This window comes from Cupriavidus necator A5-1 (assembly GCF_000744095.1).
In the GTDB taxonomy this organism is placed as follows: Bacteria; Pseudomonadota; Gammaproteobacteria; order Burkholderiales; family Burkholderiaceae; genus Cupriavidus; species Cupriavidus necator_A.
Genome location: NZ_JQLI01000001.1, coordinates 1399012 through 1424463, shown reverse-complemented (window position 1 = coordinate 1424463; position 25452 = coordinate 1399012). Strand labels below are relative to the sequence as shown.

The following is a 25452-nucleotide window of genomic DNA, read 5'->3' as shown; positions in this document are numbered from 1 at the left end:
AATTGATGTGGTTGCCATACTTCTATTGATATCTGCCTGCACATGGACCTCAAGCAAATCCAATACTTCATCGCGCTGTTCGAGGACGGCTCCGTCACGCGCGCGGCCAAGCGGCTGAACATCGTGCAGCCGGCGCTCAGCATGCAGATCGCACGGCTGGAAGAGGAATTCGGTCAGAAGCTGTTCGAGCGCATCCCGCACGGCATGGTGCCGACTGCTGCAGGTCGCATGATGTACCGTCTGTTCCTTCCCATCGTGCGTGACATCGCCGGCGCTCGGCAGCAGATGATGCAGCGAGAAGAGCAGATGGCCGGCCGCATCACGCTTGGCATGGTGGCGTCCGAGACGGAGAGCGTGCTGGTGGATTCGCTGGCGCGTTTCAACGCGCGCTATCCGAACGTAGAGGTATCGGTCGCGGACGGCTTCAGTACCGCTCTGATCGATCTGGTTTCCGCCGGCCAGCTTGACGCGGCGGTGGTCCATCGCCAGCGTGGCCGGCTGGCGCTGCAGGTGCAGCCGATGCACGACGAGGAAATGGTGCTGGTGACCAGCGCAGAGCACGGCCCGGACCTGCCGGAATCCGTGGAGATGGCAAAGCTACCGGCACTGGAGTTGGTGCTGCCGACCAAGCGCCATGGCCTGCGCGTCGTGCTGGACACGGCCACGCAGGCGCAGGACGTCACGCTTGCGCCGAAGTTCGAGATCGACATCCTCGGCACCATCGTGCGGTTCGTGCAAGCCACGCGCTTTGTCACGGTGCTGCCGCGCATCGTGGTGCAGCGCGCAGTGGAAGATGGCAGGCTGCGCATGCATACCATCGTCGCGCCGCGTATCGTTCGGCATCTGGTCTGCGTGAGCCATCCGCAACGGCCGTTAAGCACAGCAACTGAGGCGTTGATCGCCATCGTGACCGAGGAAATCAGGCGGGTTTCTGGGATGGAGCAGGCTCCGATCGAAGGCGGTAGCCTGACCTAGCGCTCCGTTCCCAAGCCGATCCGGTGCCGCTCCTGCGTGGCCGCATGCCGTGCATCCTCTTCGCTGTCCAGGTAGCCGCTCGTGGTCGACAGCGAGCTGTGCCCGAAGTTGTCGCGCACAAAACGCAGGTCGACCTGCTTGTCGGTCATGTGCGAGCCGGCGGTGTGGCGCAGCCAGTGCGCCGAGGCGCTGGCCAGCACCGCGGCTTGCGGTTCCCATTCCGGCACGCGCCCCCCGCACGCGCTGCGTGGCCATGCACCCCTACGCAATAGGCTGGCAGCCTCAGACTACCATCGGAGTGGTAGCGCCATCGATCGACAGGATGGAGCCCGAAATATAGCTGGCGCGTGGCGAGGCGAGGAACAGCACGGCGTCCGCCACCTCTTCCGGCGTGGCCAGGCGGCCCAGGCCGGTGCGCGCGTTGGCGCGCGCCAGCGCCTGCTCCACTGTCATGCCGCCGATACGCGCATCCACTTCCATGCCCTGCTGCAGGCGCTCGGTATGCGTAGCCGACGGATTGACAGCGTTCACGCGCACACCCAGCTTGCCGTAGGCATTGGCCAGTCCGGCGCTGGCCAGCATCAGTGCAGCGTTAGCTGCGCCACCCGCGAGGTGGGCGGGGTTGGCCATCTTGCCACCCATGCCCACGATGTTGACGATGGCGCCGCGCCCTTGCTGCGCCATGCGCTTGACCACCGGGTCAATCACATTGATGTAGCTGAAATACTTGGCGGTCATTGCTTCCTGCCACAGCTGTGGGGTCAGCTCGTCCGGCGGCCGGCGCTTGGCCGCGCCGGCGGAGGTCACCAAAATGTCGATGCCGCCAAGTCCTGCCTCCGCTTCTTCCACCGCGCGAGCGGCCTCGGCGATATTGGTCAGATCGGCGGATACCGCGACCACGTCCTTGGCAAATTCACCCTGGCCTTCGGCCAGCTTGGCGCAAGCCTTCGCCAAGTTTTCGGCGCTGCGCGAAACGATGGCCACGCGCGCGCCCTCACGCAGAAAGCCGGCCGCGCAAGAGAGGCCGATGCCGCGGCTGCCGCCGGTGATGAGCACTCGTTGATTGCGGAGTTCGAGATCCATGATGGTGTGCCTTGGCTGGTGGGGAGCGCGAGCGTCGTTCGACGAATGGCAATTCCCCTTGTGTGGCGGACCGGTTGCAACGCCGGTGAGACGACAGGGGGTCAACATAGCGCGCTTGTGGGCGCCCACCATAGTTTCATGATAGTGAAATAACTTACACGGGCTGCTACCTCTGCTGGGAGCGTTAAGAACCTTGGGGATTCGGCTTCAGTAATCCGTCTTAATTGGTCGAAGAACTCGGCCAAGTCGGCGGGCATCTCCGCTCCGGGTGTTGCATTCGCCGGTGATGGTCTCCTCGCGAATGATGACTTTCATCTCAAACCTCGGCAGACGCCAAGTCGCTGAAGCTTAACGCCCGTTCCCGATTTCCAAGGTGCTTAACACTTGTGAGGAACCGGAATTAGCGAGACTGCCCTGACGCGAAGCGCGAATTCGTTGGACTGCCGCTGAAAGCGGCTCTTGGTTCACTTGACATCCATCCACGAGGATCCGCTGCGGGTTGGTACGAAATAGCGAGGATTCGAGTAACGACTTTGTGAGACGGTCGGCTGCAACTGTCGCAATTGCCATCTATAGACGTTGGCCCGCTCTTCCAGCTTGCGCTCGGTCCGGCGCCACGCGCCAGCCTAGGCTAGAGCGTTCCGTCGTGCGAAGACGTCCGCGACAATCCGCGAGGCGCGCGACTGGTTGCGCACCTCCGACATATATACCTAAAAAGTCTCAACCACTAATAAATAATATATTGGACGTGATCTAGCTGCGACCATATTCTCCAGCAGACCCAAACAACGGGCGCGGAAATGACCATGGCAAACGATCTCATTCTTGAAACCGTCGGACTGAGTAAGGAGTTCAAGGGATTTGTCGCCGTAAACGACGTCAGTCTCAAGGTCAGGCGTGGGCACATCCACGCGCTGATTGGTCCGAACGGCGCGGGCAAGACCACCTGCTTCAACCTCCTTACCAAGTTCCTGGATCCCACGCGCGGCACTATCCGGTTCAACGGTGCCGAGATCACCGGCGAGAAGCCGGCGCAGGTCGCACGCCGGGGCGTGGTGCGCTCCTTCCAGATCTCGGCGGTGTTTCCGCACCTGACCGTGCTCGAGAACGTGCGTATCCCGCTGCAGCGCAGGCTCGGGATTTCCTTCCAGTTCTGGCGCTCGGCGAAAGTCCTCGCATCGCTCGATGACAGGGCCATGGCATTGCTCACCGACGTCGGACTGGAGGACTTCGCCGACATGACGACCGCCGAGATGCCCTACGGCCGCAAGCGCGCGCTGGAAATCGCCACCACGCTGGCCCTCGACCCCGAGCTGATGCTGCTCGACGAGCCCACGCAGGGCATGGGCCACGAAGACGTTGACCGCGTCATGCAGCTCATCAAGAAGGTCTCAGCCAATCGCAGCATCCTGATGGTGGAGCACAACATGAAAGTGGTGTCCGGCATCTGCGACGCCATCACGGTGCTGGCGCGCGGCAGCGTGCTGGCCGAGGGCGCATACGCGGAAGTCTCCGCCAACCCGCAGGTCATCACGGCCTATATGGGCAGCGCTGATGCCGCGCTCGCTGCGCCGGGAGGGCACTGATCATGGCGACGGAATACCTGCGGGTCACCGACCTCCATGCCTTCTACGGCGAATCGCACATCCTGCACGGCATCGACTTGCTGGTGAACGAGGGTGAGTGCGTGACGCTGCTCGGCCGCAACGGGGCAGGCCGTACCACCACCCTGCGCGCCATCATGGGCCTGACGGGGCGGCGCGCCGGCTCGGTCATGATCGACGGCCGCGAGGCAATCGGCATGCCGGCCCATCGCATCGCGCGTCTCGGCGTCGGCTTTTGCCCGGAAGAGCGGGCGATTTATTCCAGCCTCTCGTGCGAGGAGAACCTCCTGCTGCCGCCGCAGGTGGGTGGCGGCGGGATGAGCCTCGACGAGATCTACGCGATGTTCCCCAACCTCTACGAACGGCGGCATAGCCAGGGCACGCGGCTCTCGGGCGGCGAGCAACAGATGCTGGCGATGGCGCGCATCCTGCGCACCGGGGCGCGATTGCTGCTGCTGGACGAAATCTCCGAGGGACTGGCGCCGGTGATCGTGCAGAAGCTCGCCCAGGTCATCCGCGACCTCAAGGCGAAGGGCTACACGATCGTGCTGGTGGAGCAGAACTTCCGGTTCGCCGCGCCGCTGGCTGACCGCATGTACGTGGTGGAGCACGGCCAAATCGGCGCGGAGATCCACCAGCACGAGATTCACGAGAAGCAGCACCTGCTCCAGGAACTCCTGGGTGTCTGAGACCGCTGCGGAGGAGACAACATGACAACGATTCTGGGAGCCCCGCTACAGGGGCTGTTGGGGCAACTCGTGCTCGGGCTGGTGAACGGCTCGTTCTACGCGATTCTCAGCCTCGGGCTTGCCGTGATCTTCGGCATGCTCAACATCATCAACTTTGCCCACGGCGCGCTGTTCATGGTGGGCGCATTCGTCGCCTGGGCGGGCCTGGAGTATCTCGGCATCAGCTACTGGTGGTCGCTGCTGGCGGCGCCGGCGCTGGTCGGGCTGGCGGGTATCGCCATCGAGCGCGGCCTGCTGCGGTGGCTGTACAAGCTCGACCACCTGTACGGGCTGCTGCTCACCTTCGGGCTGGCGCTCATTATCGAAGGCCTGTTCCGCTTCCAATTCGGCGTCTCGGGGCAGCCCTATTCGATTCCCGACGAGGTGGCCGGCGCCTTCAACCTCGGCTTCATGTTCCTGCCGAAATACCGCGCGTGGGTCATCGGCGCCTCGCTCACAGTGTGCCTGCTGACTTGGTTCACGATCGAGAAGACCCGCCTCGGCGCCTACCTGCGCGCCGCCACCGAGAACCCAAGCATTACCCAGGCCTTCGGCATCAACGTGCCGGTGATGGTGATGCTGACCTATGCCTTCGGCGTGGGCCTGGCCGGGCTGGCCGGCGTGCTGGCAGCGCCGACGGGGCAACTAAGTCCGCTGATGGGGTCGAACCTGATCATCGTCGTGTTCGCGGTAGTGGTGATCGGCGGCATGGGTTCCATCCTTGGCGCGATCGTCGCCGGGCTGGGGCTGGGCGTGGTCGAAGGACTGACCAAGGTGTTTTATCCGGAGGCGTCGGCCACGGTGGTCTTCGTGATCATGGTCATCGTGCTGATAGTTCGGCCGGCAGGCCTGTTTGGCAAGGAAAAGTGAGGCGAATATGAAAATGAGAAATCTTGGCTACGGTGTCCTGCTGCTGGGCGCGCTGGGGGCCCCGGCGGTGCTCTATCCGGTGATGCTGATGAAGGTGCTGTGCTTCGCCCTGTTCGCCTGCGCCTTTAACCTGCTGCTCGGCTATACCGGCCTGCTGTCGTTCGGCCATGCGGCGTTCCTCGGCACGGCGGCCTATATATCGGGCTACGGCATGAAGACCTGGGGGTTGACCCCCGAACTCGGCCTGCTGCTCGGCGCGGCCGTCTCGGCTGCCGCGGGCTTTGTCGTAGGGGCGCTCGCAATTCGCCGGCAGGGCATCTACTTCGCGATGATCACGCTTGCCTTGGCACAGATGTTCTACTTCCTGTTCCTGCAGGCGCCGTTCACCGGCGGCGAGGACGGCATGCAGGACATTCCGCGAGGCAGGCTGTTCGGCTTGATCGACCTGGCGTCGGACCTGCGCATGTACTACTTCGTGCTGACGATCTTCCTGTTCACTTTCTGGCTGATCCACCGCATCATCCATTCGCCTTTCGGCCAGATCCTGAAGGCGATCCGCGAGAACGAGGCGCGCGCCACCTCGCTGGGCTACGACGTCGCGCGCTACAAGCTGCTGGCCTTCGTCCTCTCGGCGGGCCTCGCCGGCCTTGCCGGGGCCACCAAGACCCTGGTCTTCCAGTTTGCCACGCTGACCGACGCGCACTGGCACACCTCCGGCGAAGTCGTGCTGATGACTCTGTTGGGCGGCCTTGGCACTGCCTTCGGCCCAGTGGTGGGCGCGGGCATCGTGGTCGCTATCCAGAACGCCTTGGCCGACAAGGTGGGTTCCATGATCACTGTGATCCTGGGCAGCATCTTCGTCGTGTGCGTGCTGGCGTTCCGCCGCGGCATCGTCGGCGAGTTGAACGCGTTGTGCCAGAACATCGTAGGCAACCGCCGCGCACGGCCCGCCCCGTGCCACGCTGCCGTGCGGCACCAAGTCATGACGAAACGCCCGCCGGAGCAGGTCGTGCATGGCCAGCGCGTGGAAGGATAGGCATGAAATCGAGCGCTGAACGGAACACCCCACATATATCCCCACAGTAGAGGAGACACAGGATGAACAATCGCATCAAGCTGCTTTCGCTCGCCGCGCTTCTGGCGGCCTCCACGGCGCAGGCCGAGATCACGGACGGCGTGGTTCGGATCGGCGTGCTTAACGATCAGACCGGCGTTTATGCCGGGCTCGCTGGTCCCGGTTCGGTCTGGGCCGCGAAGAAGGCGGTCCAGGACTTCTCGCCCGAGAAGCATGGCCTGAAGGTGGAAATCGTGGCCGCCGACCACCAGAACAAGCCGGACGTTGGGGCGAGCATCGCCCGCCGCTGGTTCGACGTGGACAAGGTGGACGCCATCGTCGACGTGCCAACCTCGTCGGTTATCCTGGCAGTCAACCAGGTGGTCAAGGAGAAGAACAAGGCGATGATCGTCACCGGCGGTGGCACATCCGACCTCACCGGCAAGGCCTGCACGCCCAATGCGATCCACTGGGCCTACGACACGTGGGCACTGGCGAATGGGACCGGCAAGGCGGTAGTCAAGTCGGGGGGCAAGAGTTGGTTCTTCGTGACTGCTGACTACGCCTTCGGTCACTCGCTCGAACGCGACACCGAGGCCGTTGTCGTCAAGAACGGTGGCAAGGTCCTCGGCAAGGTCCGGCATCCGTTCCCGGGCAACGATTTCTCCTCCTACCTGCTGCAGGCCCAGGCGTCGAAGGCGCAGGTAGTTGGCCTGGCCAACGCCGGGGGCGACACCATCGGCGCGGTCAAGCAGGCCGCCGAGTTCGGCGTGACCGCCGGCGGCCAGAAGCTGGCGGGCCTGCTCGTCTTTAGCAGCGACGTCCAGGCGCTCGGCCTCAAGGCCGCCCAAGGCCTGTTGCTGAGCGAGACCTGGTACTGGGATATGACCGACGAGAACCGCAAGTTCGGCAAGGAATTCGCCGCCTCCAACAAAGGCAAGTTCCCGACCATGGCGCAGGCGGGCACGTACTCGGCGGTGATCCACTACCTGAAGGCAGTAGCGGCGATGAAGGCGGATGGCGACGGCGCCGCCGTGGTAGCGAAGATGAAGGCGATGCCCACCGACGACAAGCTGTTCGGCAAGGGCAGCATTCGCGAAGACGGCCGGAAGATCCATCCGCTCTATCTGTTCGAGGTGAAGAAGCCGTCGGAATCAAAGTATGCGGGCGACTTCTACAAGCTCATCGCCTCCATTCCCGCTAACGAGGCGTTCCGGCCGATGGAAGAAGGTGGCTGCCCGCTCGTTAGGAAGAAGACGTCATGAAGATCACCGGACACTGCTGAGCCAGTAGCGGCTGTTCGCGGGGTTGTTCGGGCCAGGCACTGCGACTGGGCCCCGTTCGATACGCCCCTTTGTCCGATGCGCGCAGCACGTCGGTCGGCAGCGCCGCTAGCCCGAACTTTGAGCTCGCGGCGCGCTAATGCTTTGATTTCTCACGGTTATATGCGCGCGAGCGAGTCGATTACTGGGTACAGGCGACGGGGCTGACGTTGAGCAGGCGGAAGGCCTTTTCTTGAACTGGGGTCGGCCGCGTGATCATGACGATCTTTGCCTGCGGGTTCAGGGGGGTGTGACAGACGTTGTACGCGAGCGTGGCCAGATCATCGAGCAACGTGCGGAAGCTGTGCACAGGCAAGCCGTCCTCGCCAAGCCTGGTGGCGTCCTTGGCTTTCGCCTGGTCCGAGCGTCGTGCCTTGGCCACTGGCGAAGGCCGGGCCGCACGCGCGAGCTCGACGTATTCATCGTCAAACAGCATCGGCTTTAACTTCTCGCGCATGTGCCACTCGATGTAGTAGGCAAGCATGCACAGAAAGACGTGAGCGCGCACGCGCGCTGCGTTCCAATGGAATACGGGACGCACCTGCAGATCGACCGTCTTGAGCGAACGGAAGGCCCGCTCCACCACCGCCAGACCCTTGTAGGCCGTCACGGCCGCCTCAGCCGGCAATTCCGTTGCCGGCAGGCTCGTACGCACCACGTAAAGGCCATCGAGTGCGGCCTCCTGCTGAATCTGTTCGGCCTTGCGCCCCCACGTGAAGCTCGAGTCGGTGATGTTCAACTCGAAGTGCTTGCCCATCCTGAAGTGATCGATGACGCGGCCTACGCGCAGGGCAATCTCCTCGGTGCCCTTGAGGCGATTGCGGGCACGCGTGGTCGCGTCGGTGATCTTCATCAACTCGGCTTCGGTGGCCTGCAGCAGCGCCTCGCGTTTGCGGCTGCGCTCCTCGGCCAGTAGCGGATTGCGACACACGATGAGCCGCTCGCCGGGGAACGCCTCGCTGGTCACCTCCAGCAGGTTGCGCTCATCGAATAGCGAGGGCTGGAAGGGACCCTTCTCGTGAGCAAGCGCGGCCATCTGCGGCGCGCGCAGGCTGCTCACCCAGTCCAGGCCAGCCGGGCGCAAGACCGAGTCGATGCGCGCCTGCGTGAGCATGCCCCGGTCGCCCACCCACGCGAGCTTCTCGATGCCATAGCGATTCTTGAGCTTGTCCACCTGCGAGGCCACGGTTGCCGGATCGGCGGTGTTGCCGGCGAAGACTTCGACCGCCACCGGACAGCCCTCACGAGTGCAAACCAGACCGAACACGATCTGGGGATCGTCGCGCTTGCCATCGCGACTGTAGCCGTGGGCGGCAAGCTCGCAGCAGCGTCCCGTCACCCACGTGGAAGTGAGGTCATAGAGCACCAGCGTACTGCCGCTCAGATGCTGCCTGGCAAGGCGCTTCTCGATGCCTTCCTGAGCTTCTCCTAGCCAGTCGAGCGCGGCATAGACCTGCTCGAGTTCGACGTCGCCCAACTTCAGCAGCCGCGACACCGAGTGGGTCGCGGTCTCGTCGCGCAACATGCGATGCGTGGCGAGCTTGGAAGCGGGTGACACCACCCGCGTCACCAGCAGTGCTATCACCACCGAGCGCAGCGCGGCCGGTGCCGATGCAAACCACTGCTCGGCGCCGCAGGCGCGCGCCGCGCCAAGCACGGCGGCCACGTGTCCGTGTGGCAGGCTGCGCTCGATCACGAAGGCCTCATCGGCGGACGACACCGCGACGCCACCGCGTAGCAGCACCTTCAAGCCTTCGATGACCTCGGCGGACAGCGACGAGAGGTTGGCGAGGGTGCGTTTTTTGACCGTGTTGCCGTCGCGATAGGACTCGCGCAGCAGGATCGCGGGGGGCGAGTTGCGGTTCGGGACGTGTTCGATATACATGAACACGTATTCAAGCGCAAACCTACCGAAACACAATAGATAAATACTAATTTACATGGCTACATAATAGCCTCAAAAAATAGCCGGAACCCACTGCTGATGCGGGTTCCGGCTATTCGAGAAGTCAAAGTTCGGGCTAGCGAGCGGTTCCTGCGCCCGGTTTGTTATCAGAACTTCTCATCACGTCTGCTCCTGGCCGCCCCGGCCGACGTCAACTCGCTGGCGGTCGACCGCTACGTCGCCGGCTGCCTATCGCCGGCAGCGCGACTGAACGTCCGTGCCTTTCTGCGCCTCGCCCACGTTACAGCCGGCGAGGCCGGAGAACCTTCACAGCATGCTTTTCGCCGTCTCGATAAACGCCGTCATCAGCGGCGTTGGACTGCGCTGGCTATAGCCGAGCATGATCTCGATTGTTGGTTGGCGGCCTTTGATCGGTTTGTAGACTACGTGGTCGAACTTCATCTGCCGGACCGATGCCGGCACGAAGCCGATGCCCGCACCGGAGCTGACCAAGCCGAGCAGCGTGTAGACCTGCCCCACCTCAGACACGACCTTCGGCACGAAACCCGCCGACGCGCACATGCGCATGTTCATGGCGTGGAAGTCCGGCGCCATCTCTGGCATGTACATGATGAAGGGCTCCTGCGCGCAATCCTTCAGCGAGATTGACTCGGCATTCGCAAACGGGTGCCTTGCCGGCACGGCCAGCACGAACGGCTCTTCGAGAATGGTTTCCCACGTTACGTCCTCCAAGTCGGGCACCGGCCGCATGAAGGAGATATCCGCGTCACCCCGCCGCAGCGCTTCCGCCTGTTCGACGACTGGAAACCAGCGCAGCAGGATTTCCACGGAGGGAAAACGCTCCCGGTAGGCGCGCAGGATGGGCGGCAGCAGCGTATAGGACATGTGCTCGAAGAAGCCGACCGTCAGCCGGCCAGTCTCGCCGCGATGCGCGCGCTGCGCCTGGACGACCGCACTCTCGGTAGCGCGCAGGATCTGCCGCGCCTGCTCCAGGAAAATGCGACCCGCCTCGGTCAGCTCCACGTGCCGGCGCGACCGGTTTAGCAGCGTCACATCCATCTCCTCCTCGAGCTGGCGAATCTGCAGGCTCAACGGCGGCTGGGCGATGTGCAGGCGCTCGGCCGCCCGCGTGAAGTTGAGTTCCTCGGCCACGGCGATGAAGTACCGGAGATGGCGAAGGTCCATCGTTATATCCTGTAGGTATAAAAGAGCGATTAATTATATATTGGACACCGATTTGCGCAATCCCTACGATTCCATGCATCCCGCTGCGCGCGCCAGCCTGCCGCTCCGCAAGGCTGGCACCGGAGACCGGACAAGCCAATGTATGCATGGAGATAAACCGTATGGATTCCAGACTGGTAGATGACGCGCTCGGCCGCATCCTGCAGCGCATCGATGCGACGATCGCGCAGGACGAGGCGGGCTTTCCGCACTATGGCAATCCGGCCGACGGCACCTGGACACGCTCCCCGGCCGGCGACTGGACCGGGGGCTTCTGGGTCGGGATGCTGTGGCTGGCTGCCCTGCGCACCGGCGAGCAGAAGTACCGCGACAGCGCCCGCATGTGGTCCGCACGGCTGGCGCCGCGGGTGGCGTCGAAGTCGGTGTTCAAAGGATTCCTCTTCTGGTACGGCGCGCAACTCGGCGGCTCGCTGCTGGCCGATCCGCAGGCCGCGGGGCTCGCCCTCGACGGCACGCGTGGCCTGGCGGAGATGTACAGCGAAGCGGCCCGCCTGATCCCGCTCGGCACCGAGGCCGAGGAGGCCTCCAGCGTGGGGACGAGCGAGGCCAACATCGATGCGATTCCGGGCACCGTGGCGCTGCTGTTGCGGCACGACGCCGCCCTCGGCACGGGCGAGATCGGCCGCCAGCACCTGCGCCAGCACATCGCCCTGTGCGTGCGGGAGGATGGCTCGGTCTGCCAGTCCGCCACATTCAACGCCACCGACGGCTCGCTCGTGAAGCGCTACACGCACAAGGGCATCCATGACAGCAGCACCTGGGCCCGCGCCCAGGCGTGGGGCATGCTCGGCCTCGCGCAGGCGCTGTCGTGCGGCGAGCAGGCGTTCACGTCCGACGCGATCCGCGTGGCCGATTGGTGGGTCGCGCACCTGCCGGCCGACCGCGTGGCCTTCTGGGATTTCGACGATCCCGCCATCCCGCACACTAACCGCGACACCTCGGCCACCGCCATCGTCGCCGCCAGCCTGCTCAAACTGGCCGCGCTTATCCCGGAGCGCGCGGCGGTCTACCGCCAGGCCGCCGTCGACAGCATCGAGCAACTCGTGACCCGCTTCCTGACCCCGGTCGGCCCAGGCGATGTACGGCAGCCTGGCATCCTCACCGGCGGCTGCTTTAACAAGCGCAATGGCGTCGCCATGGATAACGAACTGGTCTGGGGCGACTACTTTCTCCTCGAATCCCTGCTCATCCTCGAGACCAGGATCGATGCCACCCAGGTCTGAACCCAACCCACTTCCGGAGAACCCCATGTCCGACATCAAGATCCCGCACGAAGGCAACGTATCCACCCTTATTGGCACGCACACCAGCTACACCCGCACTCTCGGCGAGTACGACATCTATGCCTTCGCCGGCATCAGCGGTGACAACCACCCCAACCACATGGACGACGAGTACTGCAAGCGCATGGGCTTCGGCGGCCGCATCGCGCAGGGCGCCATGATGGTCGGTTTCATCGCCGGCGCCGTGACCAAGTATCTCGACATGATCCAGCGCCCGGCGGTCTCCTACGGCTACGACAACGTGCGCTTCACCAAGCCCGTGCGCATCGGCGACACCCTCACCGTGAACTACCGCATCGCCCGCGCCGACGACGAGAAGAAGCGCCTGTGGGCCGAGGCGACGCTACTCAACCAGCGGGGCGAGACGGTCTGCGTCGGCACCCACATCATCCATTTCCAGGCCTGAGCCCGGGCTGCGAGCGGCGAGAAAGGTGAGAGATCGCATGAGCAAGATCTGCACTGCGGCGCAGGCCGTTTTGGACATCCGGCCCGGCCAGAGCGTGGGCAGCGTCGGCGTGATCGGCTGGTTGACGCCGGACGCGTTGTTCCAGGCGCTGGCGCAACGGTTCCACGAGACAGGATCGCCCCGTGACCTGACGTTCTTCTTCCCGGTCAGTGTCGGCGACGGCATGGGCATCCGCGGCATGGATCACGTGGCCGTCGAAGGGCTGATGAAGCGGATCGTGTCGGGCAACTTTACCAATGCGGTGAATCCGGCCACCGGCAAGCGCCCGGAGTTCATGCGCCTGATCCGCGAGAACCGGGTGGAAGCCTACTGCTGGCCGATCGGCGCCACCATGCACTGGCTGCGCGAAGTCGCCCGGCGCAGCCCAGGCTACCTGACCCGCATCGGCCTCGGCTCCTACATCGACCCGCGCCAGCAGGGCGGCAAGTACACGGCGCGCGCCACCGACGACCTGGTGCGGATGCAGGAGCTGGACGGCAAGGAATACCTGTTCTATCCGAGCTGGCCGCTCGACGTGGCGTTCCTGCGCGCCACCAGCGCCGACGAGCACGGCAACCTGAGCTTCGAGGAGGAGCCGATCACGTCGTGCGCGCTGGCCATGGCGCTGGCGGTGAAGGCGTCAGGCGGCACCGTGATCGCACAGGTGCGCAAGCTGGTGCCGCGCCACGCCCGGCCGGCGCACGCGGTGCGGATTCCCGGCGTGCTGGTGGATCGCGTCGTCGTGGAGCCCGACGCCATGATGACCACCGACGTCCGGTACGACGATGCCTATCTCGGCGGCCAGCTTTTCGACGGCCGCGCCTCGGACCGCCTGCCGCCCGGCGCCGACAAGGTGATCGCCCGGCGGGCGGCCCGGGAGGTCAGGCCCGGCGAGGTCAGCATCTTCGGCTTCGGCGCTTCGTCCGACGTGCCCACGGTGATGATGGAAGACGGCCTGTTCGCCGACGGCGGCCTGCATCGCTACAGCTTTACCACCGAGCACGGCCCCTTCGGCGGCGTCGTGATGAGCGGCTGGCAATTCTCCGCCAACAAGTATCCGGAGGCCTTGATCGACGGCCCCTCGCAGTTCGACTTCATCGACGGCGGCAACTGCCCGATGGCGGCGCTGGCCTTTGCCCAGTTCGACCGGGCCGGGAACATCAACGTCAGCCGCTTCGGCGCGGCCAATCCGGGGCCGGGCGGCTTCATCGACATCGCCTACAACGCGCGCAAGCTGCTGTTCACCGGCACCTTCACCACCGGCGGCCTCGCCGCCGACGCCACCGACGGCTTCCTGTCGGTCGGGCGTGAGGGGAGCGTGCGCAAGTTCGTCGAGCGCGTGGACGAGATCACCTATCCACTCGGGCGCAACGTGGCCGAGCGCGGTCAGGAGGCCAAGGTCATCACCGAGCGCGCAGTCTTCTCGGTGGCGCCAGACGGACTGGTGCTGGAGGAGGTTGCGCCCGGCATCGACGTCAGGTCGCAGGTGCTGGACCTGATGGCCTTCCCGCCGGTGCGCGTGGCGGAGCCGCTTCCGTGCATGGACCCGACGCTGTTCCGCGCCTGACGCATCGACATATCTACGAGGAAAACATGGCTGTCATCAACTACCTGACTACCGTTCACATCGACTTCGGCGCCATCCGGATGCTGGGGGTCGAGCTGCAGCGCCTGGGCATCCAGCGACCGCTGATCGTCACCGACCGCGGCATCCGCGCCGCCGGTATCGCCGACAAGGTGCTCGACGCCCTAGGCCCGGATTGCACGCCCACCGTCTTCGAGGACACCCCACCCAACCCGACGGAAGCCGCGGTGTCCGCCGCGACCGACCTTTACCTCGGCAATGGCTGCGATGGCATCGTGGCCGTGGGCGGCGGGTCGCCCATCGACCTGGGCAAGGCCACCGCGCTGCTGGCGACCCACCCGGCACCGCTGCAGACCTACGCGGCGGTGGAGGGCGGCGCGAGCCTAATCACCAGCCGGGTCGCCCCGCTGGTGGCCATCCCGACGACTGCGGGTACCGGCAGCGAAGTGGGCCGGGGCGCGGTCATCGTCATGGAGTCCGGCCGCAAGCTCGGCCTGCTGAGTCCGTTCCTGCTGCCGAAGCTCGCCATCTGCGACCCCGAGCTGACGCTGGGCCTGCCTCCGGCCCTGACCGCCGCGACCGGCATGGACGCCATCGCCCACTGCATCGAGACCTTCCTGGCGCCGGCCATCAACCCGCCCGCCGAGGCGATCGCCCTGGACGGCCTGCGCCGCGGCATGGCCAATATCGGCAAGGCCACCGCCAACGGCCGCGACCGCGACGCGCGCTGGAACATGATGATGGCCGCCATGGAAGGCGCGCTGGCCTTCCAGAAGGGGCTGGGCGCGGTGCATGCCCTGTCGCACCCGCTGGGCGCGGTGCCCGGCGTCTCGTTGCACCACGGCACGCTTAACGCCGTGCTGCTGCCGGTCGTGCTGCGCTTCAACAAGCCGGCGACCGAAGCCAAGCAGGCCGCACTGGTGCAGGCCATGGGCCTGCCCGCCGGCGGGGACCCGGCTCAGGCCATCAGCGAACTCAACGCCCGTCTCGGCTTGCCGGCCGGTCTCGGCGCCATGGGCGTGCCGCGTGACGTGTTGGAGGACATCGCGGTCGCCGCCACGAAGGACCACTGCCACGCCACCAATCCCCGCACTGCCACGGTCGACGACTACTTGGCGATGCTGCAGGAATCGTATTGAGGAGGAAGACGATGTCATACATCGCAGAACACCACGAGATGATCCGCGAGGCGGTGCGCCGCTTCGCCGAGGAAGAGATCGCACCGGTCGCCCACCGGTTGTGGGAAGAGGAGAGTTTTCCCTACGAGATCTGGCGCCGGGCCGGCGAACTGGGCTATATCGGGCTGCCGTACCCCGAAGCCTGGGGAGGCAGCGGCGGCGACTGGCTTGGCTTCGCCATTGCGCTGGAAGAGATCGCCCGCGTCGATTGCGCCGTGGCGGTGGCCATCATGGCCAACTCGACGGCGGCCAGCCTGCTCAACAACTACGGCACCGACGGCCAGAAGGCGCGCTTCCTGCGGCCGATCCTGACGGGCACGCAGGTCGGCTGCATCGGCCTGACAGAGCCGAACGCCGGCTCCGACGCCGCCAATATCCAGACCCGCGCCGTGCTGAGGGATGGCTGCTGGGTCATCAATGGCGCCAAGACCTTCATCAGCAACTCGGGTTCCGAGATCACCGGCCCGATCGTCATTGCGGCGGTGACGGGAACCCGGCCCGACGGCCGCAAGGAGATCTCGAACTTCATCGTGCCGAACGGCACGCCCGGCTTTAGCCATGGCAAGAAGCTGCACAAGATCGGCTGGCGCGGTTCGACCACATTCGAGCTGTTCTTCGAGGACTGCGCCATTCCTGCCGACCACCTGCTCGGCGAGGTCGGGGCCGGCCTCAGGCAGACCCTGTCACAGGTGAGCACCGGCCGCATCCTGATCGGAACGCTGGGCCTGGGCATCCTGCAGGGCTCGCTGGAACGCTCCGTCCGCTACATGAGCGAGCGCACAGCGTTCGGCAAGACGCTCAACCAGTTCCAGTCGCTGCAGTTCAAGCTGGCCGACATGGCGACCCACGCGCACGCTGCCCGCCTGATGCTGTACGACGCCGCGGTGGCCAAGGACGAGGGCCGGCCCTACGATCGGCAGGCCTCGATGGCAAAGCTCTTCGCAACCGAGAAGGCCATGGAGGCGGCTCACCAGGCCGTGCAGATCCACGGCGGCAACGGGATCATGACGGAGTACGCGGTATCGCGCGCGTTCGGGGATGCCAAGGTGCTCGAGATCGTTGAGGGGACCTCCGAGATCCAGCGGATGATCATCTCCCGCGACGTAATGCGCTGACGCACGGCTGCAGCCAGTGAGGCAATCCATGGAACAGGTCGAACACAACGCGGATGGGCTGGAGCGCAGCCCGGTCAACTTCGTGCCCCTGACGCCGATCTCCTTCCTGCGCAGGACGGCCGAGGTCTACCCTGAGCGTACAGCCATCGTCTACGGCGAGCGCCGCACGAGTTGGCGGGCAATGCTGGACCGCAGCCGCGGCCTCGCGTCGGCGCTGGTGGCCGCCGGCGTCAGGACTGGCGATACGGTTGCCGTGATGGCCGCCAACACGCCGGAGATGCTGGAGATGCATTTCGGCGTGCCCATGAGCGGCGCCATGCTGAACACGCTGAACGTGCGCCTGGACGCGGCCGCCATCGCCTTCATGCTCAGGCACGCGGATGCGAAGGTGCTGGTCACCGACACGGAGTACGCGGACGTAGTTGAAGCCGCACTGGCGCTGCTCGACGACAAGCCGCTGGTGATCGACATCGTCGATCCCGCCGTGGAAGGGGGCCGCAGGCTGGCGGAGATCGAATACGAGGGCTTCCTGGCCGGGGGCGATCCGCACTGGGAGGGCGGCGAGCCCGCCAACGAATGGCAGGCCATCGCCCTCAACTACACCTCTGGCACCACGGGCAACCCAAAGGGCGTGGTCTACCACCATCGCGGCGCCTATCTGGCTGCGCTCTCGAACATGCTCGACTGGGGCATGCCCCGGCACGCCGTCTTCCTGTGGACGCTGCCGCTGTTCCACTGCAATGGCTGGTGCTTCGCCTGGACGCTGGCGGCCAACGCCGGTACCAGCGTCTGCCTGCGGGGGGTGAATGCTGCCGCCGTGCTCGATGCGATTCGCGAGCACCAGGTCACGCACTACTGCGGGGCGCCGATCGTGCATGCGATGCTTGCCCAGGCACCCGAAGCGTGGAAGGCGGGCATCGACCATCCGGTCCACGGACTCATCGGCGGCGCGCCGCCGCCGATGCCGGTGATCGAGGGCCTGCTGCGCATGGGGATCCGGATCACCCAGATCTACGGGCTGACCGAGGTCTACGGCCCCGCGGCGGTTTGCGTGGAGCAGCCCGAATGGGACGACCTCGGCATCGCTGCGCTGGTGGAACGGAAAGGACGGCAGGGCGTCCGCTACACCGCGCAGGAAGGCATGGCGGTGCTGCATCCCGAAACCCTTGTGCCGGTGCCGTGGGACGGGAAGACCATCGGTGAAGTCATGTTCCGCGGCAACATGACGATGAAGGGCTACCTGAAGAACCCCGAGGCCACGGCGGAAGCTTTTGCCGGCGGCTGGTTCCACTCGGGTGACCTCGCAGTCGTCTGCCCGGATGGCTATGTACAGATCCGGGACCGTTCCAAGGACGTCATCATTTCGGGCGGAGAGAATATCAACTCCCTGGAGGTGGAGGAGGTGCTCTACCGGCACCCTGCGGTGCGCGTGGCAGCCGTCGTCGCCCAGCCGGACGAGCGTTGGGGGGAGACGCCATGCGCCTTTGTCGAAGTCGTCGAGGGCGCGAGGGTCGGCGAGCGCGAACTGATCGAGCATTGTCGCGCCAACTTGGCGCACTTCAAGGCGCCGAAGAAGGTGGTCATCGGCCACCTTCCCAGGACGTCGACCGGCAAGATCCAGAAGTTCCTCCTCAGGCAACGAGCAAGCTCCGACGCTTTCTGGCCCGGCCACGTACCGGCGTGAGTTCGCCCGTGAATGTGTTTCGGTGGCCCGCCGACCCTGCTCTCCACATTCGGGGTATCGGTGAGCGCCGGGCCGTGGCGGATCAGAAGACTCGTGTCCGGCATCGCATTGGCAGCGAAGACCGGTTGATCGACCGCCTTGGCGACATCCTGCGCGAGATGCGTGACTGGCGCGGTGCCACCGCACGGCAGGCACGGCATCTGTCCAGGCGTCACGGTATCGGCTACCAGGCCGCGCTGCTCTTCCTCTATCGCGAGGAGATGCGTTCAGCGTGCCCGAGGCGCATGGTGATCTGTCTTGCTGCGGCGGTGGAACTTGGCATTGACTTGAGCGGCTTCCCGGCTGGATGCAGGATCGAGGAGGCAGAGTTGTCGTCGGAACTTCGGGTCATGTATTGGGCGGCCTTACGGAGAGGCGCAGGGCGGAGATGGAGCCAATGGTCGTAGAACGAAGCAAATCTGTCACTTCGGAATCTGCCTGGAACCCGCGCCGTATATAGAAGTGCCGGCGACGAGTTGACACTTTTATTTACACTCGAAAGAGAGCGTGCAAATGTTGGGGAGGCCCCCAAGCGAGGGCTGCTCGGGATGCCTGTGGACTACGCTGATTGGTATCGCAAGGGTGGGAGCAGACCATGCGCTTAATCATCGAAGCCAGGTTGGCCGACGAGGGCAGCGACACCGGCCAAGACGTTGACGGAGTCGTGGCCGTGATTGAGCGCCCTGACTATAGCCTTGCCGACATAGGCCTGACCCTCGCGGAGGGCCGGTCGCTGTTGGCCAAGGTTCAGACCGAGCTGGTTTCGAAACAAGTCGCGGGATGGCTCTCTGGCCAGACTCATTGTCGGTGTTGCGGGGCGGCCTTGAGCCACAAGGACCGTCGCTCGATGGTGGTGCGCACGGTGTACGGCAAGGTGACGGTGAACAGTCCGCGGCTGTGGTCGTGTGCTTGCCAACGGACTGTGCGGGCGCCGCGATCCGTGATCCATCCCTTGTCTAAAGCTCTGACTAATCGCGCCACGCCGGAGTTGGAATACCTCCAGGCAAAGTGGGCAAGCCATCTGCCGTACCGGCAGGCCACGGCTATGCTGAAGGAAGTACTGCCGCTGGACAAGGGCATTTCGTTCAGCGGCACCCGGAATCGGATTCGCACTATCGGAAAGCAACTCGACGCTGACATCGAGCGTGATATCGCGAAGCTGCCCCAGTCCGTAGCCGACGTCCAGATTCGCGAATCCAGCCATGTCGCAACCGTGAGCGTCGACTCGGCGTGGCTGCGGCATTGCGACTCCGTGAGGGGCCTTGGCCGCCACGTCAACCTCATCGCCGGACGAGCGACGTTCACCGACAGGCCGCCAAAGTTCTATGCCTATGTGCACCGGGAAGTTACCTCGGCTGCAGCGCGGCTCGATCAGTTTCTCACTCGAAACGGTGTGGCGACCGACGAACGCGTTACCGTGATCAGCGACGACGCCGGTGAATTTGAGAAGACCGTCCAGGGCAGTCAGCTCGCTCGCGGCAGGATTCTCGATTGGTTTCACATCGCCATGAAGTTCAACACGGCGCAGCGTTCCGTGTTCGGCAGCAAGATAATCGATTCAATGGAACGAGAGTCGATAGAGACCGAAATCACTCACGCCAAGTGGCTAGTCTGGCATGGCAAGGGTCGCAAAGCGTTGGAGCGCATCAAGGCATTGGACGCGCAACTACTGACGAGGACGGGGTATGAATTCAGCACGCTGTGGTGGAACCTGGATAAAGTCTGCGGGTACCTCAGGAGCAACGCGCCTACGTTGGTCAACTACGGCGCCCGGCATCGAAAGGGCTTGCCGATCAGCAGTAGCATCGCGGAGTCCGCGGTGAACCAGGTCGTCAGCCATCGGATGGCCAAGAAGCGACAGATGCGCTGGACGGACGAAGGGGCGCACTGCATGGTGCAGGTCAGGGTCGCGGTTTTGAACGGGGAACTCTCACCCGACCGCATCTCCGCACTCGAGATCGCCGCCTCCCGTCACAGCCAATGCGTCGGACATGCATCGCCAGACCGGCATCGGCAAACGAACAGAATTTACCGTGACATCCTCGCCGCAAGCCAGGGCGCCTAACGAAATCGGCCTCCCCAATTTTTTGCACGCGCTCATTTTTCAAGTAGTAATGTTGATACCATCTGACAGCGCGAAGTAATGTTGAAACGATCGCAGGTCCGCCGCTTGGGCGCATCTTTACTACGTTTCGCACAGACTACGCGGGCTTCGATCTCGTTGAGTAAAAGGAGCGTTCTCGCGCGTCATGGCCCAAATAGGCTGCAATCTAAGCCGCTGAACAAAAAGCCAGGCAGCCCTTTCGCGGCGTGAGAGTAGGAGCGCAGGGGACACGCGCTTTCCAAACCGCAGCAGTAAAGGAGAGCCGTGAGACGGTGAAATGAGCTTAATCAGGTCGCGGAACAACTTTACTACTTAAACGGACCATCGTTACATCGTTACTACACTTCACGTTTCTCAAGCAAGACGTCATGGAAGACATGACGCGTTGGACGCCGACTTCTGGCAGTCCGCAAGGGGCGGTTGTCAGCCCCCTGTTGGCAAATCTGTACCTGCACGAACTTGACGTAGAAATGCGCCAGGCAGGGCTGGTCATGGTGCGCTACGCGGATGACGCCGTGGTGTTATGCCGTACGCGTGAGGAAGCAGAAGCTGCTTTCACTCGCCTGCGGGCTTGGGTGGACGCTAACGGCTTGAAACTGCATCCCGATAAGACCCACATTGGGGACTGCCGGTTGCAGGGTCATGGCTTCGAGTTTCTGGGTTACCGGTTCGAGGCGGGCCAACGCTGGGTGCGCAAGAAGAGTCTGATGGGGCTGCGGGATCGAATCCGTGCCCTGACCAAGCGCCACCGGGGCGATTCGATCGAGAGCATCATCGCGTCGATCAATCCGATCCTGCGGGGCTGGTTCGGATACTTCCGGCATGCCCACCGATACACCTTCTCGTCCGTCGACGGCTTTGTTCGTCGTCGACTGCGAGCGGTCCTGCGCCGACAGCTACATCGTCCAGGTCAGGGCCGATGCTTTCGCGATCACAGTCGATGGCCAAATGCCTTCTTCGCCAATCTTGGGCTGTTCACGATGTACGAGGCTCATCAATTGGCGCGCCAATCCCGATGTGGAAACAACTGACTGGAGAGCCCGTCGCGGGAAAACCGCACACCGGGTTCGGAGGGAGGGGACGGCGAAAGCCGTTTCCTACCCCTATTCAATGTCGCTTATCAGGTAAGAAAAGTAATGGGCCATCATGTACTCTTTACGCGTTGGTTTGCATAGATTTGTTCCTGGCCCCCATGGGCCCCGGCTGACGGGCGCCATGGAGGTGGGCCAAGCGCACGGTGTCACGGTACCGACCGCCCGCCATTCGCTGGGCTCAATGGCAGCCATCGAACCAGCGACAGCCCGTCCTCGGTTTCGCACAGACAAATGCTGTGCTGGGGATGGCCACGCGCGGAGGGGAGGGCACCCCGATCGATGGCATCGAGCCAGGTCGTCAACGCGCTCACGGCCGACTCGATTTCCCATTCGATAACGGCGTCCAGCAGGCCGGTCAGCGGAGAGGCGTGCATCCACTGATAGTGTCTTTGACCTGTCGATGATCCGGTCGGAACTGGCTCACTAGCGGAATCCTGGCACGCGATTGCAGCCCCTCGGCACCGGCTGGCAGCCAATTCAGCAGTTTTCGGGTGCCAGCCGATTCTCGGTCCAATCTGAGGTCATGCCACGCGCACAGGGCCAGGCCGCAAAGGGATCGACTGTTGCGTTGAGTCTTTGCAGGGAAAGCATTCACTCAGCGCAACCGCGATTTGTACGACCATGGCTCAAGCGACGCTACAAGGATTTCAGGTACTCGGCCAGATCGGCGATCTCCTGGCTGGTCAGGCCGAGCGCCTGCTTCGTGTTGTAGGTCTGTGCCACATCCGCCAGCGTCGCAGCCGACCCGTCGTGGAAGTAGGGCGCGTGTTGCCACACTCCGCTCAGGGGCGAGGTCCGATACTGCTTGGTCGCGGAGCGGGATGCATAGCTTGGCGATTCGGGTTCGGCCATCGATTCGGCAGGCGGATGCAGGCGCGAATTGGCGTCCGTGAAGGTCGCGCCGCTATGACAAGTGGCACATCTCCCTGCGCCTTCGAAGACAAGCTTTCCCCGCTGCGCCGCCAACTCGTCGAAACTGCCGGCCGGTGCCGCCGGGGCCTTCAGGGATAGCTGGTAGGCCTGCAGGGCAGGGAGCTTGCTGGTGACAAGGTCCTCGGTGCCATGCGTGATGGACAGGTTCAGCCGTGGTTCGGTAACGGTGCCAAGACCGCCCATTTCTGCCACGGCGACATACCGGTTCCAGTAGGCGATGTCGTCGCCATCGCCGGTCACGGTGATGCGATGAATACCGGCCAGACCGTAGGCGGGCGGGATCACAACCGGCTTGCTAAGCCCGTCGATATTGTGCCGGGGATCAAACTTGCCGGCGCCCCACGCATTGAGGACCTTCTTCATGGCGACGTCCACCGCCGGCGACAACGCAATGATGGCGCCCGGGTTGAGATCGCGATTGGACCATCCATCCAGGCGCTTGCCAATGCCGGGTGCGAACGAGTTGTCGACCGTGGAATGGCATAGCGCGCAGGTGATCCCGACCCGGACCAGCTTGTCTACCCCGTTTATGGTTTCGACGGTGCCCCTGACCCCGACGACCGCGTTCAGTCTCAGCAGAGCCACGGTGGTGGCCGGGCTCTTCAGGTCGACAGTGCCATTCCGGATGCCTTCCACGACCGCCGCGGGCAAGGCTTCGGCATCCACTTTCAGGCCGACCGACAGGGCGGTCACGGGGTCGACCGCCGTGGCGATGACCTCGTGCATCTTCAGGGTATCGGTCCAATGCGCTTCATCGCCAAATGTCTCGAACCGGAAAATCTGCTTTCCCTGCTCGACCAGCGCTGCCTGCTTAGCCGTGGCATCCTCGCTGACCGCCGCAGTCTCGCCCGAGGAGCCGCCGCAAGCCGCGGCAGCCGCCACGGCGGCGCCTGTCGCCATTGTGGTCAGCAAACGCCGACATGCAATCATTGAACGTGGCTGCTGGCTGCTGGCTGCTGGCTGCTGGCTGCCGAGTGCCCGGGTCGCGGGTGGATGTACGTGCGGAACCTGCTTCATGATCAGTCTCCCTTCTTGTGAAGAAATCCGCTGCGATTGAGCCGCGGTGCGACAGCGCCGGGTGAGAGCCGATGCTGGCAACATGACGTGGGGCGGCGCGTGAGCACAATCGGCGCCCGTTCCGGCGGTGGGTCGATCGGCCCGGGGGCCTTGCGCTTCGGGAGGCGTTCTGACATGGGGATCCATCCGTTCTGCTGCTTCTGCCCATTAGACGCACCAACCCGCCGAACGGTGACAGGCCGCCGGGCATTCATTGCCTGCAAACTCGCGGGACACATTGCCTATGATGAAACCTGCCATGGAAATGGCGTGGCTCTGCGCCGGGAGCACGCTCGGGCCGGCTGCGCAGTGATGGTGGATCTGTCGCCCGCTGGCAGGGCAGGAGGAACATTGAGGGGACCTGCAAGACGATCCGGGTGCGGCCACCGGCGCGAAGGCTGTGGCCGGAAGCCAGGCGGATCAGCTCGCGCACGATTCAAGGCGTCATGGCCGACTTGTCTGTCACCTTTGCGGGGCGAAGCGCGTCTAATTGCCAGAAGCTAAAAAAAAGGAGTGGTATCCAGAATGCCAAATAACGTGATTGCGCAGCATCCGCCACCGACCGTCGACGGACGCCCGGATGCCGATCTCGTCGCGAGCGCCAGAGCAGGAGATGCAAGCGCATTCGAGATCATCATGCGGCGCAACAACCGTCTGTTGTTCCGCGCGGCGCGCGGTGTGGTGCCTGACGATGCCGAGGCTCAGGACGTGGTACAGGAGACCTATCTGCGTGCCTTTACCAGCCTCGATTCGTTTCGTGGTGACGCTGCCCTGAGTACCTGGCTGGTGCGCATCGCAATCAATATAGCGGTGAGCGCGCAACGCAAGAGAGGGCGGCTCGTCCAGATGGAAGACAGTGAAGAACCGGCGGCCGAACCTTCGCGGGAGAATTTGATGTCATTGCGCACCGCGGACAGCGAATCGCCAGATGCCATGGCGGAACGGGGCCAGATGCGCGAGATCCTGCAAGCCGCGATTGAGCGTTTGCCGGCCATCTACCGCAGCGTGTTCATTCTGCGCGCGATCGAAGACATGAGCGTCGAGGAAACTGCATTCTGCCTCGACGTCAGCAATGATGTCGTCAAGACGCGTTTCCTGCGGGCGCGCACAATGCTGCGCGCCAACCTGGCTGTGCAGGCAACGCCATACTTGCATGCCACCTTCGCGTTTGCCGGACCACGTTGTGACGCTGTGGTCAATCATGTGCTGACCGAACTCAACCTGCGCGGCCTGATCAGGCCGCACTGATGCCAATACCGCCGGCAAGCCACGGGATCTGCCGTGCGCAAGAAAAGGACGAATATGAACGCCCCAGAGAGAACCGCGTTCCTTCCGGACGTGCAAGCGACCGAGGACCAGCGCAAACTGGCCATCAACGCCGTCGGCGTCAAGGGGGTGCGTTACCCGGTTACCTTGCATACTGGCAAGGGAGTCGTGCCGGCAATCGCAACGTTGTCGATGACCGTAGGGCTGCCGGCCACCATGAGGGGCACGCATATGTCCCGGTTCATCGAGGTGCTGGAGGCGCAGACGGCAGCGCTCGATCAGGCAGGGTTCAAGGCATTCCTGTTCGCCATGATGCAGCGATTGCACGCACATAGCGGGGAACTTGAGATGCGGTTCCCGTACTTCGTCAGGAAATCCGCTCCGGTCTCGGGCGCGCAGAGCCTGCTCGACTATGAAGTCCGCTGGCAAGGTACCGTGGCGGAAGACGGGCAGTATGGATTCTGGATGTACGTTACGGTCCCGGCTACCAGCCTGTGTCCATGCTCGAAGGAAATCTCCGCATACGGCGCGCATAACCAGCGCTCGCATATCTGCATCGGGGTCAGGCTCGTGGCGGAGATGGCCGTTGAAGAACTGATTGCCATCGCCGAACGCAACGCCTCCTGCGAAGTGTATGGCCTGCTCAAGCGTGCTGACGAGAAATATGTCACTGAGCGGGCATATGACAACCCGAAGTTTGTCGAAGACCTGGTGCGCGATATCGCGCTTGCCCTGGGTGACGATCCGCGCGTGACGGCATTCCAGGTCGAGGCGGAGAACTTTGAATCGATTCACAATCACTCGGCCTTCGCACGCATCGCGCAACCAGATCAGGTCTTGCCGGGCAGGCGGTAGGGGAAGGCGCAAGCAGCCGGACCAGGCA

Annotated in this window: 21 protein-coding genes and 1 pseudogene; 17 read left to right on the top strand and 5 right to left on the bottom strand. The window is 64.0% G+C overall.

Going from position 1 to position 25452, the window contains the following annotated elements:
* The first annotated feature begins 42 nt into the window (after positions 1-42).
* Entirely contained in the window at positions 43-975 is a 933-nt protein-coding gene (locus K307_RS06250) for a LysR family transcriptional regulator (protein WP_042877021.1), read from the top strand.
* On the opposite strand, the pseudogene K307_RS06245 reads toward K307_RS06250, so the two are convergent.
* A pseudogene (locus K307_RS06245) lies at positions 972-1205 on the bottom strand (tyrosine-type recombinase/integrase); the annotation flags it as partial. The gene K307_RS06250 and the pseudogene K307_RS06245 sit on opposite strands and share 4 nt — an antisense overlap.
* Before the next feature lie 52 nt (positions 1206-1257).
* Positions 1258-2058 (bottom strand): SDR family oxidoreductase, encoded by an 801-nt coding sequence (locus K307_RS06240; RefSeq protein ID WP_042877017.1) that lies wholly within the window; start codon positions 2056-2058, stop codon positions 1258-1260.
* Between the two features lie 806 nt (positions 2059-2864).
* On the opposite strand from K307_RS06240, the gene K307_RS06235 reads away from it, so the two are divergent.
* The 5 genes from K307_RS06235 (at position 2865) to K307_RS06215 (ending at position 7579) form a co-directional block, all read left to right on the top strand.
* Positions 2865-3644 carry an ABC transporter ATP-binding protein gene (locus K307_RS06235; protein ID WP_042881489.1) on the top strand — a complete coding sequence of 260 codons (780 nt, stop codon included), beginning with the start codon at positions 2865-2867 and terminating at the stop codon, positions 3642-3644.
* A 2-nt stretch (positions 3645-3646) separates the two neighbouring features.
* The gene (locus K307_RS06230) at positions 3647-4351 is read left to right on the top strand and encodes an ABC transporter ATP-binding protein (RefSeq protein ID WP_042877015.1); all 705 of its coding nucleotides are present in this window, start codon (positions 3647-3649) and stop codon (positions 4349-4351) included.
* Between the two features lie 21 nt (positions 4352-4372).
* Positions 4373-5260, top strand: a complete 888-nt coding sequence (locus tag K307_RS06225) for a branched-chain amino acid ABC transporter permease (protein ID WP_042877013.1) — start codon at positions 4373-4375, stop codon at positions 5258-5260.
* A 7-nt stretch (positions 5261-5267) separates the two neighbouring features.
* Positions 5268-6296, top strand: coding sequence for a branched-chain amino acid ABC transporter permease (locus K307_RS06220; protein WP_230625540.1), 1029 nt, complete (start codon positions 5268-5270; stop codon positions 6294-6296).
* Between the two features lie 62 nt (positions 6297-6358).
* Complete coding sequence (locus K307_RS06215) at positions 6359-7579, top strand: ABC transporter substrate-binding protein (protein ID WP_042877010.1); 1221 nt, start codon at positions 6359-6361, stop codon at positions 7577-7579.
* 199 nt (positions 7580-7778) lie between these two features.
* On the opposite strand, the gene K307_RS06210 is transcribed toward K307_RS06215, so the two are convergent.
* Positions 7779-9521: an IS1634 family transposase gene (locus K307_RS06210; RefSeq protein ID WP_042877007.1), complete on the bottom strand. Its 1743-nt coding sequence runs from the start codon at positions 9519-9521 to the stop codon at positions 7779-7781.
* Positions 9522-9848: 327 nt separating this feature from the next.
* Positions 9849-10727 carry a LysR substrate-binding domain-containing protein gene (locus tag K307_RS06205; protein WP_042877005.1) on the bottom strand — a complete coding sequence of 293 codons (879 nt, stop codon included), beginning with the start codon at positions 10725-10727 and terminating at the stop codon, positions 9849-9851.
* A gap of 161 nt (positions 10728-10888) precedes the next feature.
* Between K307_RS06205 and K307_RS06200 the strand changes: the two genes are divergently transcribed.
* The 9 genes from K307_RS06200 (at position 10889) to K307_RS06160 (ending at position 21251) form a co-directional block, all read left to right on the top strand.
* Positions 10889-12010, top strand: a complete 1122-nt coding sequence (locus K307_RS06200; RefSeq protein ID WP_042877003.1) for a glycoside hydrolase family 88 protein — start codon at positions 10889-10891, stop codon at positions 12008-12010.
* 25 nt (positions 12011-12035) lie between these two features.
* Positions 12036-12476, top strand: a complete 441-nt coding sequence (locus K307_RS06195) for a MaoC family dehydratase (protein WP_022538176.1) — start codon at positions 12036-12038, stop codon at positions 12474-12476.
* A 37-nt stretch (positions 12477-12513) separates the two neighbouring features.
* The gene (locus K307_RS06190; protein WP_042877001.1) at positions 12514-14082 is read left to right on the top strand and encodes an acyl CoA:acetate/3-ketoacid CoA transferase; all 1569 of its coding nucleotides are present in this window, start codon (positions 12514-12516) and stop codon (positions 14080-14082) included.
* Between the two features lie 26 nt (positions 14083-14108).
* Positions 14109-15239, top strand: coding sequence for an iron-containing alcohol dehydrogenase (locus K307_RS06185; protein WP_042876999.1), 1131 nt, complete (start codon positions 14109-14111; stop codon positions 15237-15239).
* An 11-nt stretch (positions 15240-15250) separates the two neighbouring features.
* Positions 15251-16393, top strand: a complete 1143-nt coding sequence (locus K307_RS06180; RefSeq protein WP_042876997.1) for an acyl-CoA dehydrogenase family protein — start codon at positions 15251-15253, stop codon at positions 16391-16393.
* A 28-nt stretch (positions 16394-16421) separates the two neighbouring features.
* The gene (locus K307_RS06175) at positions 16422-18077 is read left to right on the top strand and encodes an acyl-CoA synthetase (RefSeq protein ID WP_042876996.1); all 1656 of its coding nucleotides are present in this window, start codon (positions 16422-16424) and stop codon (positions 18075-18077) included.
* A 74-nt stretch (positions 18078-18151) separates the two neighbouring features.
* Complete coding sequence (locus tag K307_RS06170; RefSeq protein WP_155301094.1) at positions 18152-18523, top strand: hypothetical protein; 372 nt, start codon at positions 18152-18154, stop codon at positions 18521-18523.
* A 188-nt stretch (positions 18524-18711) separates the two neighbouring features.
* The gene (locus tag K307_RS47600) at positions 18712-20181 is read left to right on the top strand and encodes an ISKra4 family transposase (RefSeq protein ID WP_155301093.1); all 1470 of its coding nucleotides are present in this window, start codon (positions 18712-18714) and stop codon (positions 20179-20181) included.
* Positions 20182-20588: 407 nt separating this feature from the next.
* Positions 20589-21251, top strand: coding sequence for a reverse transcriptase domain-containing protein (locus K307_RS06160; protein ID WP_230625536.1), 663 nt, complete (start codon positions 20589-20591; stop codon positions 21249-21251).
* A gap of 699 nt (positions 21252-21950) precedes the next feature.
* Here the strand turns inward: K307_RS06160 and K307_RS06155 are convergent.
* Positions 21951-23264: a c-type cytochrome gene (locus K307_RS06155; RefSeq protein WP_042876991.1), complete on the bottom strand. Its 1314-nt coding sequence runs from the start codon at positions 23262-23264 to the stop codon at positions 21951-21953.
* 564 nt (positions 23265-23828) lie between these two features.
* Here K307_RS06155 and K307_RS06150 point away from each other — a divergent pair.
* Both K307_RS06150 and folE2 read left to right on the top strand, forming a co-directional pair.
* Positions 23829-24551 (top strand): RNA polymerase sigma factor, encoded by a 723-nt coding sequence (locus K307_RS06150; RefSeq protein WP_042876988.1) that lies wholly within the window; start codon positions 23829-23831, stop codon positions 24549-24551.
* A gap of 54 nt (positions 24552-24605) precedes the next feature.
* The gene (gene folE2 / locus K307_RS06145; protein WP_013958839.1) at positions 24606-25424 is read left to right on the top strand and encodes a GTP cyclohydrolase FolE2; all 819 of its coding nucleotides are present in this window, start codon (positions 24606-24608) and stop codon (positions 25422-25424) included.
* Positions 25425-25452 lie beyond the last annotated feature (28 nt).